This window comes from Pseudomonas sp. S2_A10 (genome assembly GCF_054668465.1).
The window spans coordinates 2414000-2435622 of sequence record NZ_CP162773.1; the positions used below are offsets into that span (position 1 = coordinate 2414000).

The 21623-nt window shown below is 60.3% G+C and carries 15 protein-coding genes and 2 pseudogenes; 9 read left to right on the top strand and 8 right to left on the bottom strand.

Annotation, left to right across the window (positions count from 1 at the left end):
* Positions 1-20: 20 nt before the first annotated feature.
* From AB4N41_RS11030 to AB4N41_RS11040, 3 genes and pseudogenes are all read right to left on the bottom strand, one after another.
* Positions 21-1763, bottom strand: a complete 1743-nt coding sequence (locus AB4N41_RS11030; protein WP_217851103.1) for a potassium/proton antiporter — start codon at positions 1761-1763, stop codon at positions 21-23.
* 315 nt (positions 1764-2078) lie between these two features.
* Complete coding sequence (locus AB4N41_RS11035) at positions 2079-2951, bottom strand: methyl-accepting chemotaxis protein (protein WP_435405994.1); 873 nt, start codon at positions 2949-2951, stop codon at positions 2079-2081.
* Positions 2952-2981: 30 nt separating this feature from the next.
* Positions 2982-3704 (bottom strand): annotated as a pseudogene (locus tag AB4N41_RS11040) (MCP four helix bundle domain-containing protein); the annotation flags it as partial.
* A 277-nt stretch (positions 3705-3981) separates the two neighbouring features.
* Between AB4N41_RS11040 and AB4N41_RS11045 the strand changes: the two are divergent.
* The 4 genes and pseudogenes from AB4N41_RS11045 to AB4N41_RS11060 all read left to right on the top strand — a co-directional run bounded on the left by AB4N41_RS11045 (position 3982) and on the right by AB4N41_RS11060 (position 6548).
* A complete protein-coding gene (locus AB4N41_RS11045; protein ID WP_016772015.1) occupies positions 3982-4212 on the top strand; it encodes a hypothetical protein in 231 nt (76 codons plus the stop codon).
* Positions 4209-4511 carry a cell division protein ZapA gene (locus AB4N41_RS11050; RefSeq protein ID WP_073471627.1) on the top strand — a complete coding sequence of 101 codons (303 nt, stop codon included), beginning with the start codon at positions 4209-4211 and terminating at the stop codon, positions 4509-4511. The genes AB4N41_RS11045 and AB4N41_RS11050 overlap by 4 nt, the downstream gene beginning before the upstream one ends.
* A 144-nt stretch (positions 4512-4655) precedes the next feature.
* Positions 4656-5633: pseudogene (locus AB4N41_RS11055) on the top strand (cache domain-containing protein); the annotation flags it as partial.
* Positions 5634-5840: 207 nt separating this feature from the next.
* On the top strand, positions 5841-6548 hold the full coding sequence (locus tag AB4N41_RS11060) for a methyl-accepting chemotaxis protein (protein WP_370695131.1): 708 nt from the start codon (positions 5841-5843) through the stop codon (positions 6546-6548).
* A gap of 201 nt (positions 6549-6749) precedes the next feature.
* Here AB4N41_RS11060 and AB4N41_RS11065 read toward each other — a convergent pair whose 3' ends face one another.
* The gene (locus tag AB4N41_RS11065; protein WP_252877303.1) at positions 6750-8552 is read right to left on the bottom strand and encodes an acyl-CoA dehydrogenase; all 1803 of its coding nucleotides are present in this window, start codon (positions 8550-8552) and stop codon (positions 6750-6752) included.
* Between the two features lie 312 nt (positions 8553-8864).
* Complete coding sequence (putA, locus tag AB4N41_RS11070; protein ID WP_252877304.1) at positions 8865-12818, bottom strand: trifunctional transcriptional regulator/proline dehydrogenase/L-glutamate gamma-semialdehyde dehydrogenase; 3954 nt, start codon at positions 12816-12818, stop codon at positions 8865-8867.
* A 457-nt stretch (positions 12819-13275) separates the two neighbouring features.
* Here putA and putP point away from each other — a divergent pair, with 457 nt between their 5' ends.
* Entirely contained in the window at positions 13276-14760 is a 1485-nt protein-coding gene (gene putP / locus AB4N41_RS11075) for a sodium/proline symporter PutP (protein WP_252877305.1), read from the top strand.
* A 215-nt stretch (positions 14761-14975) separates the two neighbouring features.
* Here the strand turns inward: putP and AB4N41_RS11080 are convergent, their stop codons facing one another.
* Positions 14976-15812: an IS3 family transposase gene (locus AB4N41_RS11080; RefSeq protein WP_041475818.1), complete on the bottom strand. Its 837-nt coding sequence runs from the start codon at positions 15810-15812 to the stop codon at positions 14976-14978.
* A complete protein-coding gene (locus AB4N41_RS11085) occupies positions 15809-16111 on the bottom strand; it encodes a transposase (RefSeq protein WP_252876575.1) in 303 nt (100 codons plus the stop codon). Before AB4N41_RS11085 ends, AB4N41_RS11080 begins: the two co-directional genes overlap by 4 nt.
* A gap of 248 nt (positions 16112-16359) precedes the next feature.
* On the opposite strand from AB4N41_RS11085, the gene AB4N41_RS11090 reads away from it, so the two are divergent.
* The 4 genes from AB4N41_RS11090 (at position 16360) to AB4N41_RS11105 (ending at position 20734) form a co-directional block, all read left to right on the top strand.
* Positions 16360-18375 carry a type VI secretion system Vgr family protein gene (locus tag AB4N41_RS11090; protein ID WP_252877306.1) on the top strand — a complete coding sequence of 672 codons (2016 nt, stop codon included), beginning with the start codon at positions 16360-16362 and terminating at the stop codon, positions 18373-18375.
* A complete protein-coding gene (locus AB4N41_RS11095) occupies positions 18356-19078 on the top strand; it encodes a DUF4123 domain-containing protein (RefSeq protein ID WP_435405986.1) in 723 nt (240 codons plus the stop codon). Before AB4N41_RS11090 ends, AB4N41_RS11095 begins: the two co-directional genes overlap by 20 nt.
* Positions 19079-19409: 331 nt before the next feature.
* Positions 19410-19730 (top strand): hypothetical protein, encoded by a 321-nt coding sequence (locus tag AB4N41_RS11100; protein WP_056787448.1) that lies wholly within the window; start codon positions 19410-19412, stop codon positions 19728-19730.
* Positions 19731-19894: 164 nt separating this feature from the next.
* On the top strand, positions 19895-20734 hold the full coding sequence (locus AB4N41_RS11105) for a 23S rRNA (adenine(2030)-N(6))-methyltransferase RlmJ (RefSeq protein ID WP_016772007.1): 840 nt from the start codon (positions 19895-19897) through the stop codon (positions 20732-20734).
* A 124-nt stretch (positions 20735-20858) separates the two neighbouring features.
* Here AB4N41_RS11105 and msrA read toward each other — a convergent pair whose 3' ends face one another.
* Positions 20859-21524, bottom strand: a complete 666-nt coding sequence (gene msrA / locus AB4N41_RS11110; RefSeq protein WP_150638085.1) for a peptide-methionine (S)-S-oxide reductase MsrA — start codon at positions 21522-21524, stop codon at positions 20859-20861.
* Between the last annotated feature and the right edge of the window lie 99 nt (positions 21525-21623).

A 21623-nucleotide genomic window follows, 5' to 3' on the forward strand; every position in this document is an offset into this window, starting at 1 on the left:
CAAGTGAGAGTGGAAGCAGTTTAGAGGAAGAGTCCGGGGCCCGGGCGACTTCCTTCGGGGAATCTGACGCCCACTTTGCCGATCTTGTTCCCGTCCATGACCGCAACCGTCCAGTGGGTGTTGTTCCACTCCACCTGGTCACCGACGACGGGTGCACCACCGACTTTCTGGGCGATGAACGCGCCCAGGGTCATGTCCGGATCGATGCCTTCGGCCGGCAAGCCATACAGCGCTGCAACCGCTTTAAGCTGGGCATCTCCTTCGAGTACGAAGTCGCCGAAGAAGCGCAGATCGAGGCCACGTTGCGGCGCCTGGCTGAACAGTTTGCCGAGGGCCGACAAGTTGTGTTCATGGCCAATAACACACAGCAAATCATCGACTTCCAGCACCGTACTACCCGACGGATGGAGCAGTTGCTGGCCACGAAACAGCGCCGCGATGCGTGTGCCCTCGGGCATTTTCAGCTCGCGCAGCGGCGAACCGATGCACCATTTCTCCGCGCCGAGCTTGTAAACGAACAGTTCCCACTCGCTGGTGACGTGCACTTCCAGTGCCGCCCGGGATATCGGCGCGGGTTCTGGCGGAACGGTCACCTTGAGCAATTTGGCCACCCACGGCAGGCTCGTGCCTTGCACTAGCAGCGACACCAGTACGATGAAGAAGGCCAGGTTGAAATACAGCTGCGCTTGCGGCAGCCCGGCCATCAGCGGGAACACCGCGAGAATGATCGGCACCGCGCCGCGCAGGCCGACCCAGGAAATAAAGGCTTTTTCACGACCATGGAAAGCCTTGAACGGCAGCAGGCCGACCATCACCGACAGCGGCCGCGCGAACAGGATCATCCACAGCGCCAGACCGAGGGCGGGCAGGGCGATCGGCAGCAGATCGTGGGGCGTGACCAGCAGGCCCAGCACCAGGAACATGCCGATCTGCGCCAGCCAGGCCATGCCGTCGAGCATGTGCAGAATGCCGTGGCGGCTACGCACCGGGCGGTTGCCGATCACCAGACCGCACAGGTACACGGCGAGGAAACCACTGCCATGCAAGGCGTTGGTCAGCGCGAACACCACCAGACCGCCAGCGATGATCAGAATCGGATAGAGCCCGGCGGCGAGATTGATGCGATTGACCAGTTGCAGCATCACCCAGCCACCGCCCAGACCGATCACACCACCGATGCCGAACTCGCGGATCAGGTGGGTCAGCAGGCTCCAGTGCAGGCCGGTTTCGCCGCTGGCGAGCATGTCGATCAGGGTGACGGTGAGAAACACCGCCATCGGGTCGTTGCTGCCGGATTCGATTTCCAGACTGGCGCTGACCCGTTCGTTGAGGCCTTTACCGCCGAGCAGCGAGAACACCGCAGCGGCGTCGGTCGAACCGACGATGGCGCCGATCAGCAGGCCCTGAATCAGATTGAGGTCGAACAGCCACGCAGCGGCCATGCCGGTCAGCCCGGTGGTGATCAACACCCCGACCGTGGCCAGCGACAGCGCCGGCCATAACGCCACGCGGAAACTCGACACCCGCGTACGCAAGCCGCCGTCGAGCAGGATCACTGCCAGGGCGAGGTTGCCGACCAGATAGGCCGTCGGGTAGTTATCGAAAATGATCCCGCCACCATCGACCCCGGCCGCCATGCCGACCGCGAGAATGATGACCAGAATCGGAATGCCGAGACGTGAAGAAAGAGAACTGACAAGAATGCTTGCGCCTACCAGCAACGCGCCGATCAAGAACAGGCTGTTGATGGTCGTCGCATTCAAAGGCAGTACTCCAGAAGCGTAAAGACGGGGGCACAAACTGACCATGCAGTCTGCGTGCCAGCGATTCTAACCTGTTGAAATGTGATGCTGTCAAAAAGGTTTTCAGGGTGCATCAGGTTTTGCGGCAGGCGGAGGATTGCGGCCCTCACCCTAGCCCTCTCCCGGAGGGAGAGGGGACTGACCGAGGTGTTTGTGCAGGTTACACCGACTTGCAATATCGAGCCGAACTCAAAATCTGAAAGGCCCTCAATCTGCTCCCTTTCCCCCTCGCCCCCTTGGGGGAGAGGGCTGGGGTGAGGGGGGTAGCCTTTGATCTTAGAGGCTGAACCGCCCAACCATGTTGTTCAGATCCAGCGCCAGGCGCGACAGCTCATTGCTCGCCGCGCTGGTCTGATTGGCGCCGGTCGCCGACTGCACCGACAGATCGCGGATGTTGACAAGATTGCGATCGACTTCCCGCGCCACCTGCGCCTGCTCTTCGGCAGCGCTGGCGATGACCAGGTTGCGCTCGTTGATTTCGACGATGGCGCTGTTGATCGTGTCCAGCGACATCCCGGCGCCACGGGCGATGTTGAGCGTCGACTCGGCGCGCTCGGTGCTGTTGCGCATCGAATCCACGGCATGCTCGGTGCCGCTCTGGATGCTGCCGATCATCCGCTCGATTTCGCTGGTCGACTGCTGGGTGCGATGGGCCAGGGCGCGCACTTCGTCGGCCACTACGGCGAAACCACGACCGGCCTCACCGGCACGGGCCGCTTCGATCGCTGCGTTCAATGCCAGCAGGTTGGTCTGGTCGGCGAGGCCACGGATCACGTCGAGCACCTTGCCGATGTCGCGGGATTCATTGGCCAGGTCGCCGATCAGCGAAGCGGTGCTCTGCACATCGGCGCTCATGCGTTCGATGGCACTGACGGTTTCCTGCACCAGATCACGACCGTCGCCCGCCGAAGTGGTGGCGTTTTTCGAGGCTTCCGAAGTGCTGACCGCGTTGCGCGCGACTTCTTCGACGGCGCTGGTCATCTCGTTCACGGCAGTGGCCGCCTGCTCGATTTCGTTGTTCTGCTGGGTCAGGCCGCGAGCACTTTCATCGGTGACGCTGTTCAGCTCTTCTGCGGCAGACGCAAGCTGTGTGGCCGAACCGGAGATGCGCTGCAGGGTATCGCGCAGCTTCGATTGCATCTTCCCCATCGCCGCCAGCAAGCGCCCGGCTTCATCTTCGCCATCGACATGGATCGGCTGGGTCAGGTTGCCTTCGGCGATGGTTTCCGCCGCCTCCAGTGCCTTGGAAATCGGCTTGGTAATGCTCACGGTCAGCAACCAGGCGAACAGCAGGGTCAGGCCGCTGGCGATCACCAGCAAGGTCACCACCAGATTGAACGACATCGAATACTGATCCTTCGCGCCCTGGTCGGTTTCGGCGATCTGCTGGGTGTTGATCTCCAGCAAGCGCGCCAGCGCGGTATTCACCGCTTCCGAATTGCTCAGCAAATCGCTGTTGAGCATCTGCCGCAACTCGTCGATCTGATTGTTGCGCGACAGGGTTTTCATCCGCTCTTCGAGCTGACGGTACTGCGCCAGCAATTGCACGTACTGATCGTACGCCGCACGTTCCTGCGGGCCTTCGATCAGTGGCTCGTATGCGCGTTGCGCATCGGCGATCTGGCGATTGCGCAGGTCGAACAGTTCGATGGTTTTCTGCTGCACGTCGGGTTCGCGGTTGATCAGCAAACGATAGGAGAGCACGCGCAGGCGCAGGGTCAGTTGGGTGAATTCGTCCAGAGCCTTGATCGACGGCACGCTGGCGGTGGCGATGTCTTCGCCGGCCGCGCGGATCTTGCTCATCTGGTTCAGTGCAAACACGCCGAGGATCAACATCAGGCCGCCGATCAGGGCGAAACCGGTGAACGCCCGTGGGGCGATATTCATATTGCGAAGGGACATGGGCGGATACCGAAAAGGGCCGCATCCATGCGGGCTGAGACTGCTGTATGGGTGACTTATCGGTCATACGACTAAAGTCTTGAGGTGGTGTGCGTATTTGTCGCAGACAGGCTTGAGCGACGAAGTGCAGGAACCAGATCGACCAATCACAGTCTTTTAAACTCGCGAGAAGCTTCGCCACCCAGGAAAATCAAGGCCTTGCGCCGGTTTAACCCTGGCATCCGTGGTGACTTTTCTTTATCGTACGCGCCCTTTGAAAAACGCTTGGAAGATCAAAATGTTGGAAGCATCCCTCAGCCAATTGGAACAGCTCGTCAGCGACCTGGTGCAACAGAACCAGACCTTGCTGCAGACCAACCAGACCCTGTCCACGGAACTGGCCCAGGCCAAGGATGAAAACGAAAACCTGCAACTGAACCTGATGGAGCAGGAAGAAAAACACGGCGCCACCGCCGCGCGCATCCAGGCGCTGGTTGATCGCGTCAATGCCGGTCCTGTCAGCGCATGAACCACGGCACAGCAGGGGTAAAAGTCATCTCCATTCTCGGCGAGGACTATTCGATCAAGGCACCGGCCGGGGAAGAACAGACCCTGTTGGACGCGGCGATGATGCTCAAGGCGGCGCTGGAAGACACCAAGCGCAAATACCCGACGCTGATCGGCGATCGTTTGCTGGTGCTGGCGGCGATGAATCTGTGCTCGCAGCAGATCGAAATGAAGAAGCAGCACAAAGCAGAACTCGAGCGTTATCAAGAGCAAGTCAGCGCCACGGTCGAGACGATTGCCAAGACCATCAGTCAGGGCTGATGAAGTTGCGCACAACCAAGGAATAGATTGTCGGTTGGGATGTATACAATCGGCACGGCTGTTGCAGTGTTTCGGCCACTTATTCCTTGGGGGTGCTCCATGCAGTGGTGGCGACGCAGTATTCAGTGGCAGTTGATTCTCGGCATGGGCACGGCCCTGCTGATCAGCATCGTGATCGTGGTTGGCATTTATACCCTGGTGGTCAACCGCCTCGCCCAGAGCTATCTGGTCGAACAGGCGCTGCCGTCGAGCATTGAAGCGACGCGCAACGATATCGAACGCATCCTCGTACAACCGCTCACCGCCGCCAAGGACATCGCCAGCAACAGCATGGTGCGTGACTGGCTGGCGACAGGCGAGGACAGCAGCAAAACTGCTCTCTTCGCGCAGTATCTGGAAGGCATCCGCGCTGAACACAAGGCTTTCACCGCGCTGATCATCGGCACCGAATCCAACCACTACATCACCGAAAAAGGCCTCGATCGCACCCTCAGTCGCGCGAAACCGGCCGACGCCTGGTTCTATTCCTTTCTCGACAGCAATCAGCCGCGCACCCTCAATATCGACAACGACGGCGCCACTGGCGAGCTGGCCCTGTTCATCGATCTGAAGGTCAAGCAGGCCGGCAAAGTTGTCGGTGTCGCCGGGCTCGGGCTGAGCATGAAAGAGCTGTCGGAGCTGATTCACAACTTCAGTTTCGGCGAGCGCGGCAAGGTCTATCTCGTGCGCTCCGACGGTTTGATTCAGGTCCATCCTGAGGCGCAGTTCAGCGGCAAGCGCACCTTGACCGAGCAGATCGGTGCCAACGCGGCGCAAGCGCTGATGGGGCACAAATCCGCAGTGAACAGCAGCTTCCAGCGCGAGGGTGAAGACTTCCTCGCTTTCAGCCTGCCCCTGCGCGATCTCGGCTGGACGCTGGTGGCCGAAGTGCCGCAGTCGCAGATCTACGCCGAAGCACGGAAAGCGATGTGGATGAGCGGCGGCATCGGTCTGGTGGTGGCGCTGGTCTGCCTGGCGTTGGTGGTGTGGCTGGCGCAGGGGCTGGTGCGACCGATTCGACAAGTAACACGAGCGCTGGTGGCCATCGGTAGCGGTGGTGGAGATTTGACTCACCGGTTAGATTCCAGTCGTGCCGATGAGCTCGGCGACCTCGCGCGCGGCTTCAATCGTTTCCTCGACAGCCAGCGCGCGATGATCGGCGAAGTGCTGACCACCAGCGAGCGCCTGCGCACAGCCGTGGGGCAAGTGGCGAAGGTGGTGGACAACACCGCCGAGCGTTCCGGCCGGCAGCAGGAAATGACCGACATGGTAGCCACCGCCGTCCACGAAATGGGCCTGACCGTGCAGGAAATCGCGCAGAACGCTGGCAACGCCGCGCTTGCCTCGCAAACCGCGCGCGATGAGGCGTTGCAGGCACGGGAAGTGGTTGGTGGCTCGATCCGTCATATCGAGAGCATGTCCGATGAGATCGGCGTGGCGGCAGGGGCGGTGGGTGAGCTGGCGCAGCAAGTGGCGTCGATTGATTCGGTGCTGGCGGTGATTCGTGGCGTTTCCGAACAGACCAATCTGCTGGCACTCAACGCCGCCATCGAAGCCGCCCGCGCTGGCGACATGGGCCGCGGCTTCGCGGTGGTCGCCGATGAAGTGCGCACCCTCGCGCGCAGGACCCAGGCCTCGACCGACGAAATTCAACTGATGATTGGCAGCCTCAAGCAAGGCGCGGAAAACGCCGTGTCATCGATGCGCACCGGCCAGGCCGCGACCGGCACCGGGGTTGAATCGAGCCAGCGGACCGGCGCGTCGCTGACGGCGATCACCGGCCAGGTCGAGCGCATCAGCGATATGAACCATCAGGTGGCGACGGCAACCGAAGAGCAGTCCGCGGTGACTGAAGAGATCAACCGCAACGTGCAGGGGATTTCCGATCTGGCGCGGGCGACGGCGGGGGAGGTTCGTGCGTGTCGTGAGGATTGTCAGATGTTGCAGCGGCTGGCGGATGATCTGGCGCGGCAGATGGGTGGGTTCAAACTGAGTTGAGTATCAGACCTGAAAAGCCCCTCACCCTAGCCCTCTCCCGGAGGGAGAGGGGACTGACCGAGGCGTCTATCGCTATACGTCGACCTGAAAACACCAGTCGATTATGGATCCGGCAAGGCCCTTTCAGGTCGGCGTACTTCTTGAATATCCCCCATTCGGCCCCCTCTCCCTCCGGGAGAGGGCTGGGGTGAGGGTAGCGTTTCAGAACCACGCATCCCGCATCCCCAGACACGTATCATCCCGCGCCTCCAGCAAGTCCAGCTCATGCTGGCACCCCGGCACTTCCCATGTCAGGAAATACCGCGCCGCCTGCAACTTGCCCTTATAGAAGTCGACATCCGCCGCATTCCCTTTGGCCAGGCCTTCCTCGGCGCGAATCGCCTGCTCCAGCCAGCGCCAGCCGATCACTGCGTGGCCGAACACTTTCAGGTACAGCGCCGAGTTCGCCAGGCTGCTGTTGACCTTTCCTTGGGCCAAATCGGTGAGCAGGCCGATGGTCACGGTTTGCAGGCGGGCAACGAGTTTTTCCAGCGGTTCGCGCAGGGTGGTCAACGAATCGTATGCAGTGGCACGTTCGGCCGTGTTGGCGATCAATCGAATCAGTTGCTTGAGACCGGCGCCACCGTTCTGCGCCAGTTTGCGCCCGAGCAAATCCAGTGACTGGATGCCGTGGGTGCCTTCGTGGATCGGATTCAAGCGGTTGTCGCGGTAGTACTGCTCCACCGGGTACTCACGGGTGTAGCCGTGGCCGCCAAGAATCTGGATCGCCAGTTCGTTGGCTTTGAGGCAGAACTCCGAAGGCCAGGATTTTACGATGGGCGTCAGCAGGTCCAGCAGCTCATGAGCCTGTTTGCGTTCGGCTTCGGTTTCCAGCGTGGTGGTGTCATCGAACAACCGCGCGGCGTACAGACCGAGGTCAAATGCCCCTTCGACGTAGGATTTCTGCGTCAGCAACATGCGTCTGACATCGGCGTGCTGAATGATCGCCACCGGCGCGGTGGTCGGATCCTTGCTGTCCGGCACCCGACCCTGCGGCCGCTCGCGCGCATATTCCAGTGAATACAGGTAACCGGCATAACCGAGCATGACCGCGCCCATGCCGACGCCGATCCGCGCTTCGTTCATCATCTGGAACATGTAGCTCAAACCATGGTGCGGTTTGCCCACCAGATAGCCGACGCACTCACCGTTATCGCCGAAGTTCAGCGCCGTCGATGTGGTGCCGCGCCAGCCCATCTTGTGGAACAAACCGGCGAGCAGCACGTCGTTGCGCTGGCCGAGGCTGCCGTCGTCGTTGACCAGAAACTTCGGCACGATAAACAGCGAAATACCTTTCACCCCCGGCGGGGCGTCCGGCAGTTTGGCCAGAACCATGTGCACGATGTTTTCCGACAGCGGGTGATCGCCGCCGGAAATGAAGATCTTGTTGCCCTTCAGGCGATAGGTGCCGTCGGACGCAGGCTCGGCGCGGGTACGAATGTCCGACAGCGATGAACCGGCATGCGGCTCGGTCAGGGCCATGGTGCCGAAGAAACGCCCGTCGATCATCGGTTGCAGGAAGCGCTGTTTCTGCTCTTCGCTGCCGAAGCTCTCGATCAGGTTGGCCGCGCCCATGGTCAGGAACGGGTACGAGGTCGACGCTGCGTTGGCGGACTGAAAGTGCGCGAAGCAGGCTTGCGACAGCAGGGTCGGTAATTGCATGCCGCCCGCTTCAAAACTGCGTGCGGCGTTAAGAAATCCGGCTTCGAGAAAGGCATCCACCGCCGGTTTCACTTCGGGAATCAGAATGGCTTGGCCGTCTTCATAGCGCGGCTCGTTTTCATCGCTTTTGCGGTTGTGCGGTGCGAAATACTTCTCGGCGATGTTGCGCGCGGTGCCGATGGCGGCGTCGAAGGTCTCGCGATTGTGCTCGGCAAAGCGCTCGCGCCGGGTCAGGCCCTCGGCATCGAGGACTTCGTACAGCTCGAAAGCCAGATTGCGGGAACTGAGCAGCGTCTCGGACATGGCGGCCTACCTGGAAATTGGGGTTGGGCCGAGTCTAAGTCGGTGGAATAGAGGCTGGATAGGATGATTGATGAGAGTGATGCAGAAGCAAAAGATCGCAGCCTTCGGCAGCTCCTACATTTGGAATGCGTTTCCCTGTAGGAGCTGCCGAAGGCTGCGATCTTTTGATCTTCTGTGGAAGCGAGCCTGCTCGCGAAAGCGGTGGGTCAGGCAACATTGATGTCGACTGAAACGCCGTCTTCGCGAGAAGGCTCGCTCCCACAGAGTATTGCGTACCAGGCGACCATTGCGGTCGCCTGGATTTACAGCGGTTTAACCGATCGTCATCAAGCTGGCGTTACCCCCCGCCGCAGCGGTGTTCACGCTCAATGCCCGCTCGATCACCAGGCGCTCCAGGGCAATGTTGGTCTCGCCTTGGGACAGTCCCTGAACGCCAACGATCGCGCCGCCACGCTGGGCGATCTGCTGGCAGACGCCGCGCAACTGGTCGGAGTGGCCGTGATGCAGCACGGCATCGAACACCACTTCGTCCTTGTTCCAGTCGGCAACGCGTTTGATCCGCGCCTGGACTTCCTTCGGCAGACGGGCGAGCAACGCCTTGGTCAGCTCGGTTTCCGGCCACACCGCCGAACCGCCAACCGCCAGCACCGCCGCCAGTTGCGTCAGCAGATCACCTTCAACTTCCGCCAGGCACAGCACGTGTTCGCGCGGCAGAATGGCGTAGCTGTTTTTCTCGCCGGTCGGGCCAGCCAGCACGCGGGTGATGCCGCTCTGCGATTGTGCTGCGTATTGCACGCACAGGGTGCTCAGATCGGCGAACTTGTTGTTGTCGGCCCAGGCTTTCAGAGCGTTCAACGATTGGCTCATGGCATCGCGCAAGCGCACGTCCGGGGCGACGATGGCGTCACCGCGAGCGAAGGATTGCTCGATGGCGTCGCTAGGACGCGTCGACAGCAAACGGTACAGATACAGCGGGCCGCCGGCTTTCGGGCCAGTACCCGACAGGCCTTCGCCGCCGAATGGCTGCACGCCGACCACGGCACCGACGATGTTGCGGTTGACGTAGACGTTACCGGCGTTGACGTTGTCGATCACCTTGGCGATGGTCTCGTCGATGCGCGTGTGCACGCCCAGCGTCAGGCCATAACCGGAGGCGTTGATCTGGCCGATCAGTTGATCCAGCTCTTTGCGCTTGTAGCGCACCACGTGCAGTACCGGGCCGAAGATTTCGCGTTGCAGTTCGTCGAAGCTTTCCAGCTCGATCAGGGTCGGCATGACGAAGGTGCCGCGCTTGATCTCTTCGCTGTCGGCAATCGCCACCTGGTAAACATTGCGACCCTTATCGCGCATACCCTGGATATGCTTGTCGATACCGGCCTTGGCTTCGGCGTCGATCACCGGGCCGATGTCCACGGACAGACGCTCGGGGTTGCCGAGACGGCTTTCGGCCATGGCACCCTTGAGCATTTCGATGACGCGATCGGCGGAATCTTCCTGCAGGCACAGCACGCGCAACGCCGAGCAGCGCTGACCGGCGCTGTCGAAGGCCGACGACACTACGTCGATCACGACTTGTTCAGTCAAAGCCGAGGAATCGACGATCATCGCGTTCTGGCCACCGGTTTCGGCGATCAGCGGAATCGGACGGCCCTGGCTGTCGAGACGGCCAGCGATGTTGCGTTGCAGCAAGCGCGCGACTTCGGTGGAACCGGTGAACATCACGCCTTTGACGCGCTCGTCACCGACCAGACCGGCGCCGACGGTTTCACCGCGCCCCGGCAGCAGTTGCAGCACGCCTTCCGGGATGCCGGCTTCGAGCATCAGGCGCACAGCCTGAGCCGCTACCAGCGGAGTCTGCTCGGCCGGTTTGGCCAGTACCGGATTACCGGCAGCCAATGCCGCAGCGACCTGGCCGCTGAAGATTGCCAGCGGGAAGTTCCACGGGCTGATGCACACCACCGGGCCCAGTGGGCGGTGGGCGTCGTTGCTGAAATCGTTGCGCGCCTGCACTGCGTAATAACGCAGGAAGTCGACGGCTTCGCGGACTTCGGCGATGGCGTTGGCGTAGGTCTTGCCGGCTTCGCGAGCCAACAGGCCCATCAGCGGCTGGATCTCGCCTTCCATCAAGTCAGCGGCACGTTCCAGAATCGCCGCACGTTCGGCCGGCGGGGTGGCCTGCCAGATCGGCGCGGCGTTCAGCGCGCATTGAATGGCGTTGTCGACATCTTCGACCGTAGCTTCTTGAACGTGACCGACCACATCGCGGTGATCGGACGGGTTCAGCACGGCGACCGGCGTTTCGTTACTGGAGGCGCAACCGAGCATCGGCGCGGCTTTCCAGTCGTTGTGTGCAGTGGCGAGCAAAGCGCAGGACAGCGAGGCCAGACGATGTTCGTTGGCCATGTCGATGCCGCTGGAGTTGGCGCGCTCGGCGCCGTACAGATCACGCGGCAGCGGAATGCGCGGGTGCGGCAAGCCGAAACCGCCTTCCACGGTGGCCATCTGCTCGATCTGCGCAACCGGATCGGCCACCAGTTCCTGAATCGAAATCGACTGGTCGGCGATACGGTTGACGAACGAAGTGTTGGCACCGTTTTCCAGCAGACGACGCACGAGGTACGCCAGCAGGGTTTCGTGGGTGCCGACCGGTGCGTACACGCGGCACGGACGGTTCAGCTTGCCTTCGGCAACCTTGCCGACAACCTGCTCGTAGAGCGGTTCGCCCATGCCGTGCAGGCACTGGAATTCGTACTGGCCCGGGTAATAGTTCTGACCGGCGATGTGGTAGATCGCCGACAGGGTGTGGGCGTTGTGCGTGGCGAATTGCGGGTAGATGACTTCCGGTACCGACAGCAGTTTGCGTGCGCAAGCAATGTAGGAAACGTCGGTGTACACCTTGCGGGTGTAGACCGGATAGCCTTCCAGGCCTTCAACCTGGGCGCGCTTGATTTCGCTGTCCCAGTACGCGCCTTTTACCAGGCGGATCATCAGGCGATGGCGGCTGCGGCGGGCCAGATCGATCACGTAGTCGATCACGTACGGGCAACGCTTCTGGTAAGCCTGGATGACGAAACCGATGCCGTTCCAGCCAGTCAGTTGCGGCTCGAAGCACAGACGTTCGAGCAGATCCAGCGACAGCTCGAGGCGGTCGGCTTCTTCGGCGTCGATGTTCAGGCCGATGTCGTATTGCTTGGCCAGCAGGGTCAGCGACAGCAGGCGCGGGTACAGCTCGTCCATCACGCGCTCGTACTGCGCACGGCTGTAGCGCGGGTGCAGCGCCGAGAGCTTGATGGAGATGCCCGGGCCTTCATAAATTCCACGACCGTGGGACGCTTTGCCGATCGAGTGGATCGCTTGTTCGTACGAGGCCAGGTATTTTTGCGCGTCGACTTCAGTGAGTGCCGCTTCACCGAGCATGTCGTAGGAGTAACGGAAGCCTTTGGCTTCGAACTTGCTCGCATTGGCCAGTGCTTCGGCGATGGTTTCGCCGGTAACGAACTGCTCGCCCATCAGGCGCATGGCCATGTCGACGCCCTTGCGGATCATCGGCTCGCCGCTCTTGCCGATGATGCGGCTCAGCGACGAAGTCAGGCCGGCTTCGTTGTGGGTGGAGACCAGTTTGCCAGTCAGCAGCAGACCCCAGGTCGCAGCGTTGACGAACAGCGAAGGGCTGTTGCCCAGGTGCGGATGCCAGTTGCCGGTGCTGATCTTGTCGCGGATCAGCGCATCGCGGGTGCCTTTGTCCGGGATGCGCAGCAGCGCTTCGGCCAGGCACATCAGCGCCACGCCTTCCTGGGACGACAGGGAAAATTCCTGCAGCAGGCCCTGAACAATGCCCGCACGACCGCCGGCACTCTTCTGGTTACGCAGTTTTTCCGCGATGGTCGCCGCGAGCTTGTTGGTGGCTTCGGCCATCGGGGCCGGCAGGCGTGCCTGCTCGATCAGCATTGGCACCACTTCCGGCTCAGGACGGCGGTAAGCAGCGGTGATGGAAGCGCGCAGCACCGATTGCGGCAGGATGCTTTCAGCGAATTCGAGGAAGCATTGGTGAGCGTGATCGGTCTGCACTTCGCCTGCGTCATCGGCGTCTTTGGCGGTCAAACCGTTCAACTCGGTCAGGGTTGCACCACCCTCGAGTTTTTCCAGGTAATTGAAAATTGCCTGCTTGATCAGCCAGTGCGGCGTGCGATCAATCGAGGTTGCGGCAGCCTTCAGGCGCTCGCGGGTCGGGTCATCGAGTTTGACCCCAAGGGTGGTGGTAGCCATATTTTTATCCTCATGGTTGCCACAGTTGCGTGGCATCAGCTGGCCGCAAGATTAGCCGTGCGCTGAATGAGGTGCAACCGGGTGCAACCCTTTTTTTGCCGGAATAATACGCAGATCGTCAGAAATAATTTCTGGTACGAAAGTGCTGCTCCTGCTTGGTGCTTTTGCTTCTAGCAAAGAGGCGTGACTGCCACAAAAGGGAGCAAAAACGGGGTGATCGTCGATTAATCCGACTGGGTGCAACTAATTCTCGCGAAACTGGTTGCACCTTATTTGCTTTGTTGCATAGCATTCGCCGCCAAGGTGCAACCGGGAATAACCCGGTGTACCGGCTGATGGCTTTCCTGGGGAAACATCAGTCTTAAATGCGCGGGATCCCGGATCGTCTGCCAAACGTCGTCGTTTGCGAGCGGTTCACTACCGCCGCTACATAAAAACAAAGCCAGGGCGTAACTCAATGAGCGTAAGCAATCCAACCCTGATCACGTTCGTGATCTACATCGCAGCAATGGTGCTGATCGGCTTGATGGCCTATCGCTCCACCAACAACCTTTCTGACTATATTCTCGGTGGTCGCAGCCTCGGCAGCGTCGTCACCGCGCTGTCTGCCGGTGCCTCCGACATGAGCGGCTGGTTGCTGATGGGCCTGCCGGGCGCCATCTACATGTCCGGTCTGTCCGAAAGCTGGATCGCCATCGGCCTGATCGTCGGTGCCTACCTGAACTGGCTGTTCGTCGCCGGCCGTCTGCGGGTGCAGACCGAGCACAACGGCGATGCACTGACTCTGCCGGACTACTTCTCCAGCCGTTTCGAAGATAAAAGCGGCTTGCTGCGGATTATCTCGGCGGTGGTGATTCTGGTGTTCTTCACCATCTACTGCGCTTCCGGCATCGTCGCCGGTGCGCGTCTGTTCGAAAGCACCTTTGGCATGTCCTACGAGACGGCGCTGTGGGCCGGTGCTGCGGCGACCATTGCTTACACCTTCGTCGGCGGTTTTCTCGCGGTGAGCTGGACCGACACCGTACAAGCGACCCTGATGATCTTCGCGCTGATCCTTACGCCGATCATCGTCCTGCTGGCCACCGGCGGCGTCGACACCACGTTCCTGGCCATCGAAGCGCAGGATCCGAGCAACTTCGACATGCTCAAAGGCACCACCTTCATTGGCATCATCTCGCTGATGGGTTGGGGTCTGGGCTACTTCGGCCAGCCGCACATCCTCGCGCGTTTCATGGCGGCGGATTCGGTGAAGTCGATCGCCAAGGCGCGTCGCATTTCCATGGCCTGGATGATCCTGTGCCTGGGCGGCACCGTGGCGGTGGGCTTCTTCGGTATCGCTTACTTCTCGGCGCACCCGGAAGTGGCCGGTCCGGTCACCGAGAACCCGGAGCGCGTGTTCATCGAACTGGCGAAAATCCTCTTCAACCCATGGGTTGCCGGTGTGCTGCTGTCGGCCATTCTGGCTGCGGTAATGAGCACCCTGAGCTGCCAGTTGCTGGTGTGCTCAAGCGCCCTGACCGAAGACTTCTACAAGACCTTTCTGCGCAAGTCCGCCTCCCAGCTTGAGCTGGTCTGGGTCGGTCGTGCCATGGTGCTGCTGGTAGCCTTGATTGCCATCGCGATGGCTGCCAACCCGGAAAACCGCGTACTGGGTCTGGTGTCCTACGCCTGGGCCGGTTTCGGTGCTGCGTTCGGTCCGGTGGTGCTGATCTCGGTCGTCTGGAAAGACATGACCCGCAACGGCGCACTGGCCGGTATTCTGGTCGGCGCAATCACCGTGGTGGTCTGGAAGCATTTCGAACTGCTGGGTCTGTACGAAATCATTCCTGGCTTCATCTTCGCCAGCCTGGCCATCTACTTTGTCAGCAAGGCGGGTGAACCGACTCGCGGCATGGTTGAGCGTTTCGAGGCAGCGGAAAAAGACTTCCATCTGAACAAGTGATGGACTGAGCTTCGGCTCACATGAAAACGGCCCGCTTCCTACCGGAGGCGGGCCGTTTTTTATGGCCTGTGATTTCTCGAATCCTGTGGAAATCCATTGTGGGAGCGAGCCTGCTCGCGAATGCGATTGATCATTCAATGAATGTATCGACTGACATGCCGCTTTCGCGAGCAGGCTGAACTGGTCAAGTAATATTGGACACCAGTTAGGGTTTTTCAGGCCGCCATTTTCTCCATGGCGACCGGTGACCGGTAGTTGTTGTAGCTATGGAGTCTGGTGTTGTTGTAGCGCATTAGGTAGCGCTGCAAATCAACCCGTGCTTCGTACTCGGAGCGGTACCCCGCTTCAGGTACCCACTCCGATTTCAGACTTCCAAAGAAACGCTCCATCGGTGCGTTGTCCCAACACTCTCCCTTGCGACTCATGCTCTGCCTCAGCCCGTGCGCTAGCAGCTCATTCCTGAATTTATGGCTGGTGTACTGGCAGCCTTGATCGGAGTGAAACAGCACGTCTTTAGGTCTGCCTCGCAACTCAACGGCCATTCGTAAGGCCTCACAGGTCAGTTCCGCATCCGAGATCATTGAAAACGCCCAACCCACCAGTCGGCGGGCGAAGAGATCCAAAACCGCAGCGAAATACATCCACCGGGTGCCGACCTTGATATACGTGACATCGGCGCACCACACCTCATTGATTGATGTGACATCGAACTGGCGCTTGAGCACGTGCGGTGCGACCAAAGCCTCTACGCCTGATGATTTGTATTTATGGCGCCGGCGCTGACGGCTAGTCACTCCGGCTTCACGCATCAAACTACGAGCCATGTACCGCCCGACTCGATGTCCTTTGGCCTGTAGTTCCCGGGAAAGGGTGCGTGCCCCGGCCGATGCTCTCGATTCCTTATGATGCTCAACCAGCATGGCTTTGAGTTTCTCCCGCTCAGGACTCACCTTGCCTTGGCGCTGACGCCAGGCATAAAAGCTGCTGCGGCAAACATCAAACACACGGCAACAGTCGTTAACGCCGTATAGCTCTGCCAGCTCATTGATCAATGAGAATGATCTTTGGCGTCCAATAGCAGCAGAGCACTGGCTTTTTTTAGGATTTCAATATCCCGGTCTTTTTGCCTGAGCAAGGCTTTGAGTTCTTGAATCTCTCGGTGGTCAGCTGTAATCGCTTTGGCCCCCACCGGCGTTGTACCCAGGCGCTCTTTGCGAACCTGGGCGACCCAGCGACGCAACGCGGTAGGGCCGATGTCTAGACTGGCACAGACTTCGGGAACCGATATCCCCTCGTCCAATACCATGCCGACAGCCTTGAGTTTGAATTCAATTGAATAAGAGTTACGCATATCCGAACACCTCAGATTTGGACGCCATCATAGCGCCTGATTGAAGTGTCCAAAATCATTAGGCCAGTTCAGGCTCGCTCCCACAGGGTGGGTGGCAGGTTTGATTGAATTGTCTGTAGTCGAACGGCCGAATTAACAAGGTCCTTTCAGCAAACCACGTAGGGCAAATCTGAATTTCCCGTCACCTGCTCATCACCCCTTGCCCCTCATGCAGAATCGCCCGCCCTCACACTGCAGAGAGACATCGGATGTTCGCGCCTGCCAATCAACCGCGTTTCACGTTGACCCTCGAAGGCGCCCAGCATGACCTCAAGGTCCTTGAGTTCACGGGCAGGGAAGCCATCAGCCAACCCTTTCGCTTCGAGCTGGAACTGGTCAGCGAGCGGCCGGACCTGGATCTGGAAAGCCTGCTGCATGGTCAGGCGTTTCTGAGTTTCGATGCTCAGGGTTGCGGTATTCATGGTCAGATTTATCAGGTCGGGCAGGGCGATTCCGGGAAACGTCTGACACGCTATCACCTCAGCCTTGTCCCGCGTCTGACGTATCTGGGGCATCGCATCAACCAGCGGATTTTTCAGCATCAGAACGTGCCGCAAATTGTCACGCAGATCCTCAAGGACCATTCGATCCTGCGCGATGCCTTTGAATTTCGCCTGGGCAGCGAATACCCGGAGCGCGAATACTGCGTGCAATACGCCGAAAGCGATCTGGCCTTCATCCAGCGTCTGTGTGCCGAAGTCGGCATTCATTACCACTTTCAACACAGCCCCGAAGGCCATTTGCTGGTATTCGGCGACGACCAGACCGTGTTCCCCAAGCTGCCCGAGCCGACGCTGTATCTGCCGGGCAGCGGCATGTCGGCGGGCGCGCCGGCGATTCAGCGTTTCAATGTGCGCGTGGAAACCCGCACCAGCGTCGTCACCCGGCGCGACTACAACTTCGAAAAACCACGCCTGTCGCTGGAAAGTCGCAGTGACGGCGAGCAGCGTCCAGTGCTGGAGGACTATCACTTTCCCGGTCAATTCAATGATCGCGAAACCGGCAAAGGCCTGACGCGCCGCGCGCTTGAACGTCATGTCGCCGATTACCGTCAAGCCGAAGGCACCAGCGACGAATCCTCGCTGGTCTGTGGGCATTTCCTGCAACTCACCGGGCATCCGCGCAGCGACTGGAATGATCTGTGGTTGCTCACCTGTGTCGAGCATCGCGGCCGTCAGCCGCAGGTGCTTGAGGAATCGGTGACCAGCGATGGCGAATCCTTCCAGGGCTACCGCAATACTTTCGTCGCCACGCCGTGGGACGTGGTCTTTCGTCCGGCGCTGTGCCCGGAAAAACCGCGCATGTCGGGCTACCAACCTGCCGTGGTCACCGGCCCGAAAGACCTTGAGATCCATTGCGATGAATACGGCCGGGTCAAAGTGCAACTGGCCTGGGACCGCGATGGCGAATTGAGCGAGCACTCCAGTTGCTGGCTGCGCGTTGCGACCGGTTGGGCTCACGATCACTACGGCAGCGTGTTGATTCCGCGCGTCGGCATGGAAGTTTTGGTCGGCTTCATTGATGGCGATGCCGACAAGCCGCTGGTCATGGGTTGCCTGCCGAATGCGGCGACCCCGGTGCCGCTGGATCTGCCGGCAGACAAGACCCGCAGTATCTTCCGCAGCCAGAGCAGCCCTGGCGGTGGCGGTTATAACGAACTGCGCATCGAAGACAAAAAAGGCGCCGAGGAAATCTACCTGCGTGCCCAGCGCAACTGGACCCAGCATGTGCTCAACGACCAGCAGCTGCAGGTCGATAATCAGCGCAGTGTGGTGGTCACCGGCACCGCCCGCCATGAACTCAAGGCCGACGAGCAACGCATCACCCACGGCCAGCGCCAGACCGAAGTCAGGCAGGATGATCATTTGTCCGTGCTCGGCGACCGGCAGGTGCGGGTGAACAGCCAGGCCACCAGCGCCTCGGCGCAGATCCATATCAGCGCAGGCCAGCAAGTGGTCATTGATGGCGGCGCGAGCGCGACGATTCAGGCCGGGGGACAGTGGATCAACATTGGTCCCGGCGGAATTTTCAGCAGCGTGCCAATTGTTGTGGGCGGCGCGCCGATGGCGGCGACCAGCGCTGCGCCGGTGGTGCCGGGATTGCCGGAGAAACTGGCCGCTGCGCCGGCGGCGATTCTCACCGCCGCACAGATCATGAGTCTCAAAGGTGATGCGCCATTCTGCGAGGAGTGTGAGCGTTGTAAGGATGGTGTTTGTGCAGCGTGAGGAATTGACGCCCGAACAATGGCTGGCGCGGCAGCCGCTGCATGCGTCGGAACAACTGTTCGCCATTTTCAGCCGCGCCAGCGACGCCGATGCCTTCAAAGCCTGGCAGGGCACGGCGAATCCGGTCTGGGCCGAGACCATTTATGCCGAGTGGGACGCGGTGATGCCCTACGTGGGAATTGTCGCTGCAGACAGTGAGTTTTTACGTTGGGTGGCGGAAACAGAATCCCGGGATTGGGGATGGTTGGCGGTGTCTTCGGCGGATCTTGACGTGCTGGTCGAACATTTCCGCAGCCTCACTCAGGTGCTGATGCCGGACGGTAAAGCCGTGTTTTTCCGCTTTTGGGATGGTCGTTTTTTACTGCCTCTTTTGCACTCTGACGAGGTCATTCCCGCGCAATGGCTGCCAGTCGTTTCACGAGCCTTGATCAATGGCCAAGCCATTGAAATCGGGGGCCGTGCGCTGGTTTCGGGGCGGGTCTTTCCGTGGTGGAGCGTGCCGCAATCGCTGTTGGCGCAGACAGATGCAAGCGTACGCATCGCCAATGCTTTGCAATGGCTGAGCGAGGAGCAACCGGCCGTGTTCGAGGCGTTTCCCGAGGCTGTTTTGCGCTGCAAGGTCGGGCAGTTTTTCAAATTATCGATGTCGGAAGATTCGTCACGATCGTCCCTTCTGGAGTTTTTGCTGGCAGAGGCAGAGTGAAATTTCGGGGCAAACGCTTCGGACGTTTCCTTCGAATCGCGGCGGTTTTCATGAACTGGTGCGTGGTGGGTTGCAGAGATAGTCTTTTCGTTGTCACCGCGAGAGTGGTGGCAGGGTGAAGGATTCCCGCATTCATGACGTTACAGTTCGTTGGCTTTTTGCGGCACTTGGTTCAAGTCCGTAAGATCGTTCGCGGCGGCTGTGCGTGGGGCACGCTTCGGCGTGGCCGAGGTCCATGATTGCTCGGTTCCTACTCCCGCGCACAGCTGCCACCCTAACCCGTAGGAAGGTGTGATGGCGGCTCACGTTTATCAATCATGGGACCCGGAAAATGACCAATATGCATACTGATTCACCCTACGAAAAAATCACTCCTCACCCCGACAACCGCTTCATGGCCCTCACCGGCAATTGCAGTGACATGCCCAGCCTGTTCGTCGACACCCACGTGCCCCTCGACATCCTCATGGACGCCGCCAACCATCGCATCCGCGCCGTGGTCCAGGTCCTGGAAAACATGTGCATGCGCGGCTCGATCGAATGCGACTCCGTGATCCTCAGCGACTTCGCCCTGCTGTGCGCCATCCCATTGCGCGATGGCTGTGATGTGCTGGACGTCATCGGCAGACGCTTGCGCAGCATGCCCGCCTGAAGATCAGAAGATCGCAGCCTTCGGCAGCTCGTACAGAGTGAACGCGTATCCCGTGTAGGAGCTGCCGAAGGCTGCGATCTTTTGATGTTGAGGCCCGCTCGGCTGCGAACCCCTGACTTGCCGACCGGTAAAAGGTAAACTTTGCGGCCCTCGCAGGAGCAGCCATGAATTATCGTCACGCCTTCCATGCCGGCAATCACGCCGATGTGTTCAAACACCTGACCTTGACCCGCCTCATCGCTCTGATGTCGCGCAAGGAGCAGCCGTTTGCCTATCTCGACACGCACGCCGGCATCGGTCTGTATGACTTGCAGGGCGATCAGGCCAACCGTACCGGCGAGTACCTGGAAGGCATCGCGCGGTTGTGGGATCAGCCGGACCTGCCGGCGCTGACCGCTGATTACATGAAGGTGCTGCACGAGATGAACCCGGATGGCCAGTTGCGCTATTACCCGGGTTCGCCCGAGCTGGCGCGGCGCCTGACGCGGCCGCAGGATCGGGTGATGCTCAATGAGAAGCACCCGGAAGATGGCGTGCTGCTCAAGGACAATATGGCTGGCGATCGTCGGGTGAAGGTCCATTTGGGCGAGGGCTGGCACGTGGCGCGGGCGATGTTGCCGGTGCAGGAGAAGCGCGCGGTGATGCTGATCGATCCGCCGTTCGAGCAACTGGACGAGATGCAGCGCTGCGCGGCGTCGATGAAAGAAGCCATCGGCCGCATGCGCCAGACCGTGGCAGCGATCTGGTATCCGGTGAAGGATCAGCGTGCATTGCGGCGTTTCTATCAAGACCTGGCGGGCACGGGTGCGCCGAAGTTGCTGCGTGTGGAGCTGCTGGTGCATCCACTGGACACGCCGAACAGCCTGAACGGTTCCGGGCTGGCGATCGCCAATCCGCCGTGGGGGCTGGAAGAAGAATTGCGTGAGCTGCTGCCGTGGTTGTCGAAGAAGCTGGGGCAGACCCAAGGTGGCTGGCAGATGGATTGGTTAATTGCCGAGAGCTGATCGCCGAGCGATCGTTCCCACGCTCCGCGTGGGAATGCCTCAATGGACGCTCTGCGTCCGCTGTCAGGACGCGGAGCGTCCCGGGCTGCATTACCACGCAGAGCGTGGGAACGATCAGGCGGGGTTAATTGCCCGCAAGGCTCGCAGGCATGCACACGCCGGTGCCGCCAATCCCGCAATAACCCTCAGGGTTCTTCGCCAGATATTGCTGGTGATACGTCTCGGCGAAGTACACGGTCGGTGCCAGTTCGATCTCGGTGCTGATTTCGCCCAGACCCGCCTTCGACAGTTCCGCCTGATACACAGCCTTGCTCTTCAGCGCCGCGTCCAGATGCTCAGGCGAGGTCGCGTAGATCACCGAGCGGTACTGGGTGCCGATGTCGTTGCCCTGACGCATACCCTGAGTCGGGTTGTGCAGTTCCCAGAACATCGCCAGCAGTTCTTCGTAACTGACTCGGGCCTTGTCATACACCACCAAGACCACTTCGGCGTGGCCGGTCAGGCCCGAGCAGACTTCTTCATAAGTCGGATTTGGCGTGAAACCGCCGGCGTAACCGACCACGGTGCTGACCACACCTTCGCGCTGCCAGAAACGTCGTTCCGCGCCCCAGAAGCAACCCAGACCGAAAATCGCAAAGTCGACGTCCTGAAAGAATGGACCGAGCAGCGGGGTGTCTTCGAAGACAAAGTGTTTTTCCGGCAGGGTCATCGCGGTTTCGCGGCCGGGCAGGGCTTGTTCTTTGGTTGGAAGCACGTTTTTGTTCACCAGAATTTCCGAGCGCAGAACCATGAGCGTTCCTCTCAGTCAGGTTGGAGGTAAAAAGTCAGACCGCCAGTGTGCCGAATGATGCCGGAATTCGCACTATCAAAACTGTGGGAGCGAGCCTGC

Coding starts and splice junctions, on each gene's coding strand:
- AB4N41_RS11035 (WP_435405994.1), bottom strand. CDS start 2,951: ATGGGGAAGATGCAATCGAAGCTGCGCGATACCCTGCAGCGCATCTCC.
- putA (WP_252877304.1), bottom strand. CDS start 12,818: ATGGCTACCACCACCCTTGGGGTCAAACTCGATGACCCGACCCGCGAG.
- AB4N41_RS11060 (WP_370695131.1), top strand. CDS start 5,841: ATGGGCCTGACCGTGCAGGAAATCGCGCAGAACGCTGGCAACGCCGCG.
- putP (WP_252877305.1), top strand. CDS start 13,276: ATGAGCGTAAGCAATCCAACCCTGATCACGTTCGTGATCTACATCGCA.
- AB4N41_RS11090 (WP_252877306.1), top strand. CDS start 16,360: ATGTTCGCGCCTGCCAATCAACCGCGTTTCACGTTGACCCTCGAAGGC.
- msrA (WP_150638085.1), bottom strand. CDS start 21,524: ATGGTTCTGCGCTCGGAAATTCTGGTGAACAAAAACGTGCTTCCAACC.
- AB4N41_RS11065 (WP_252877303.1), bottom strand. CDS start 8,552: ATGTCCGAGACGCTGCTCAGTTCCCGCAATCTGGCTTTCGAGCTGTAC.
- AB4N41_RS11105 (WP_016772007.1), top strand. CDS start 19,895: ATGAATTATCGTCACGCCTTCCATGCCGGCAATCACGCCGATGTGTTC.
- AB4N41_RS11095 (WP_435405986.1), top strand. CDS start 18,356: ATGGTGTTTGTGCAGCGTGAGGAATTGACGCCCGAACAATGGCTGGCG.
- AB4N41_RS11045 (WP_016772015.1), top strand. CDS start 3,982: ATGTTGGAAGCATCCCTCAGCCAATTGGAACAGCTCGTCAGCGACCTG.
- AB4N41_RS11085 (WP_252876575.1), bottom strand. CDS start 16,111: ATGCGTAACTCTTATTCAATTGAATTCAAACTCAAGGCTGTCGGCATG.
- AB4N41_RS11100 (WP_056787448.1), top strand. CDS start 19,410: ATGACCAATATGCATACTGATTCACCCTACGAAAAAATCACTCCTCAC.
- AB4N41_RS11050 (WP_073471627.1), top strand. CDS start 4,209: ATGAACCACGGCACAGCAGGGGTAAAAGTCATCTCCATTCTCGGCGAG.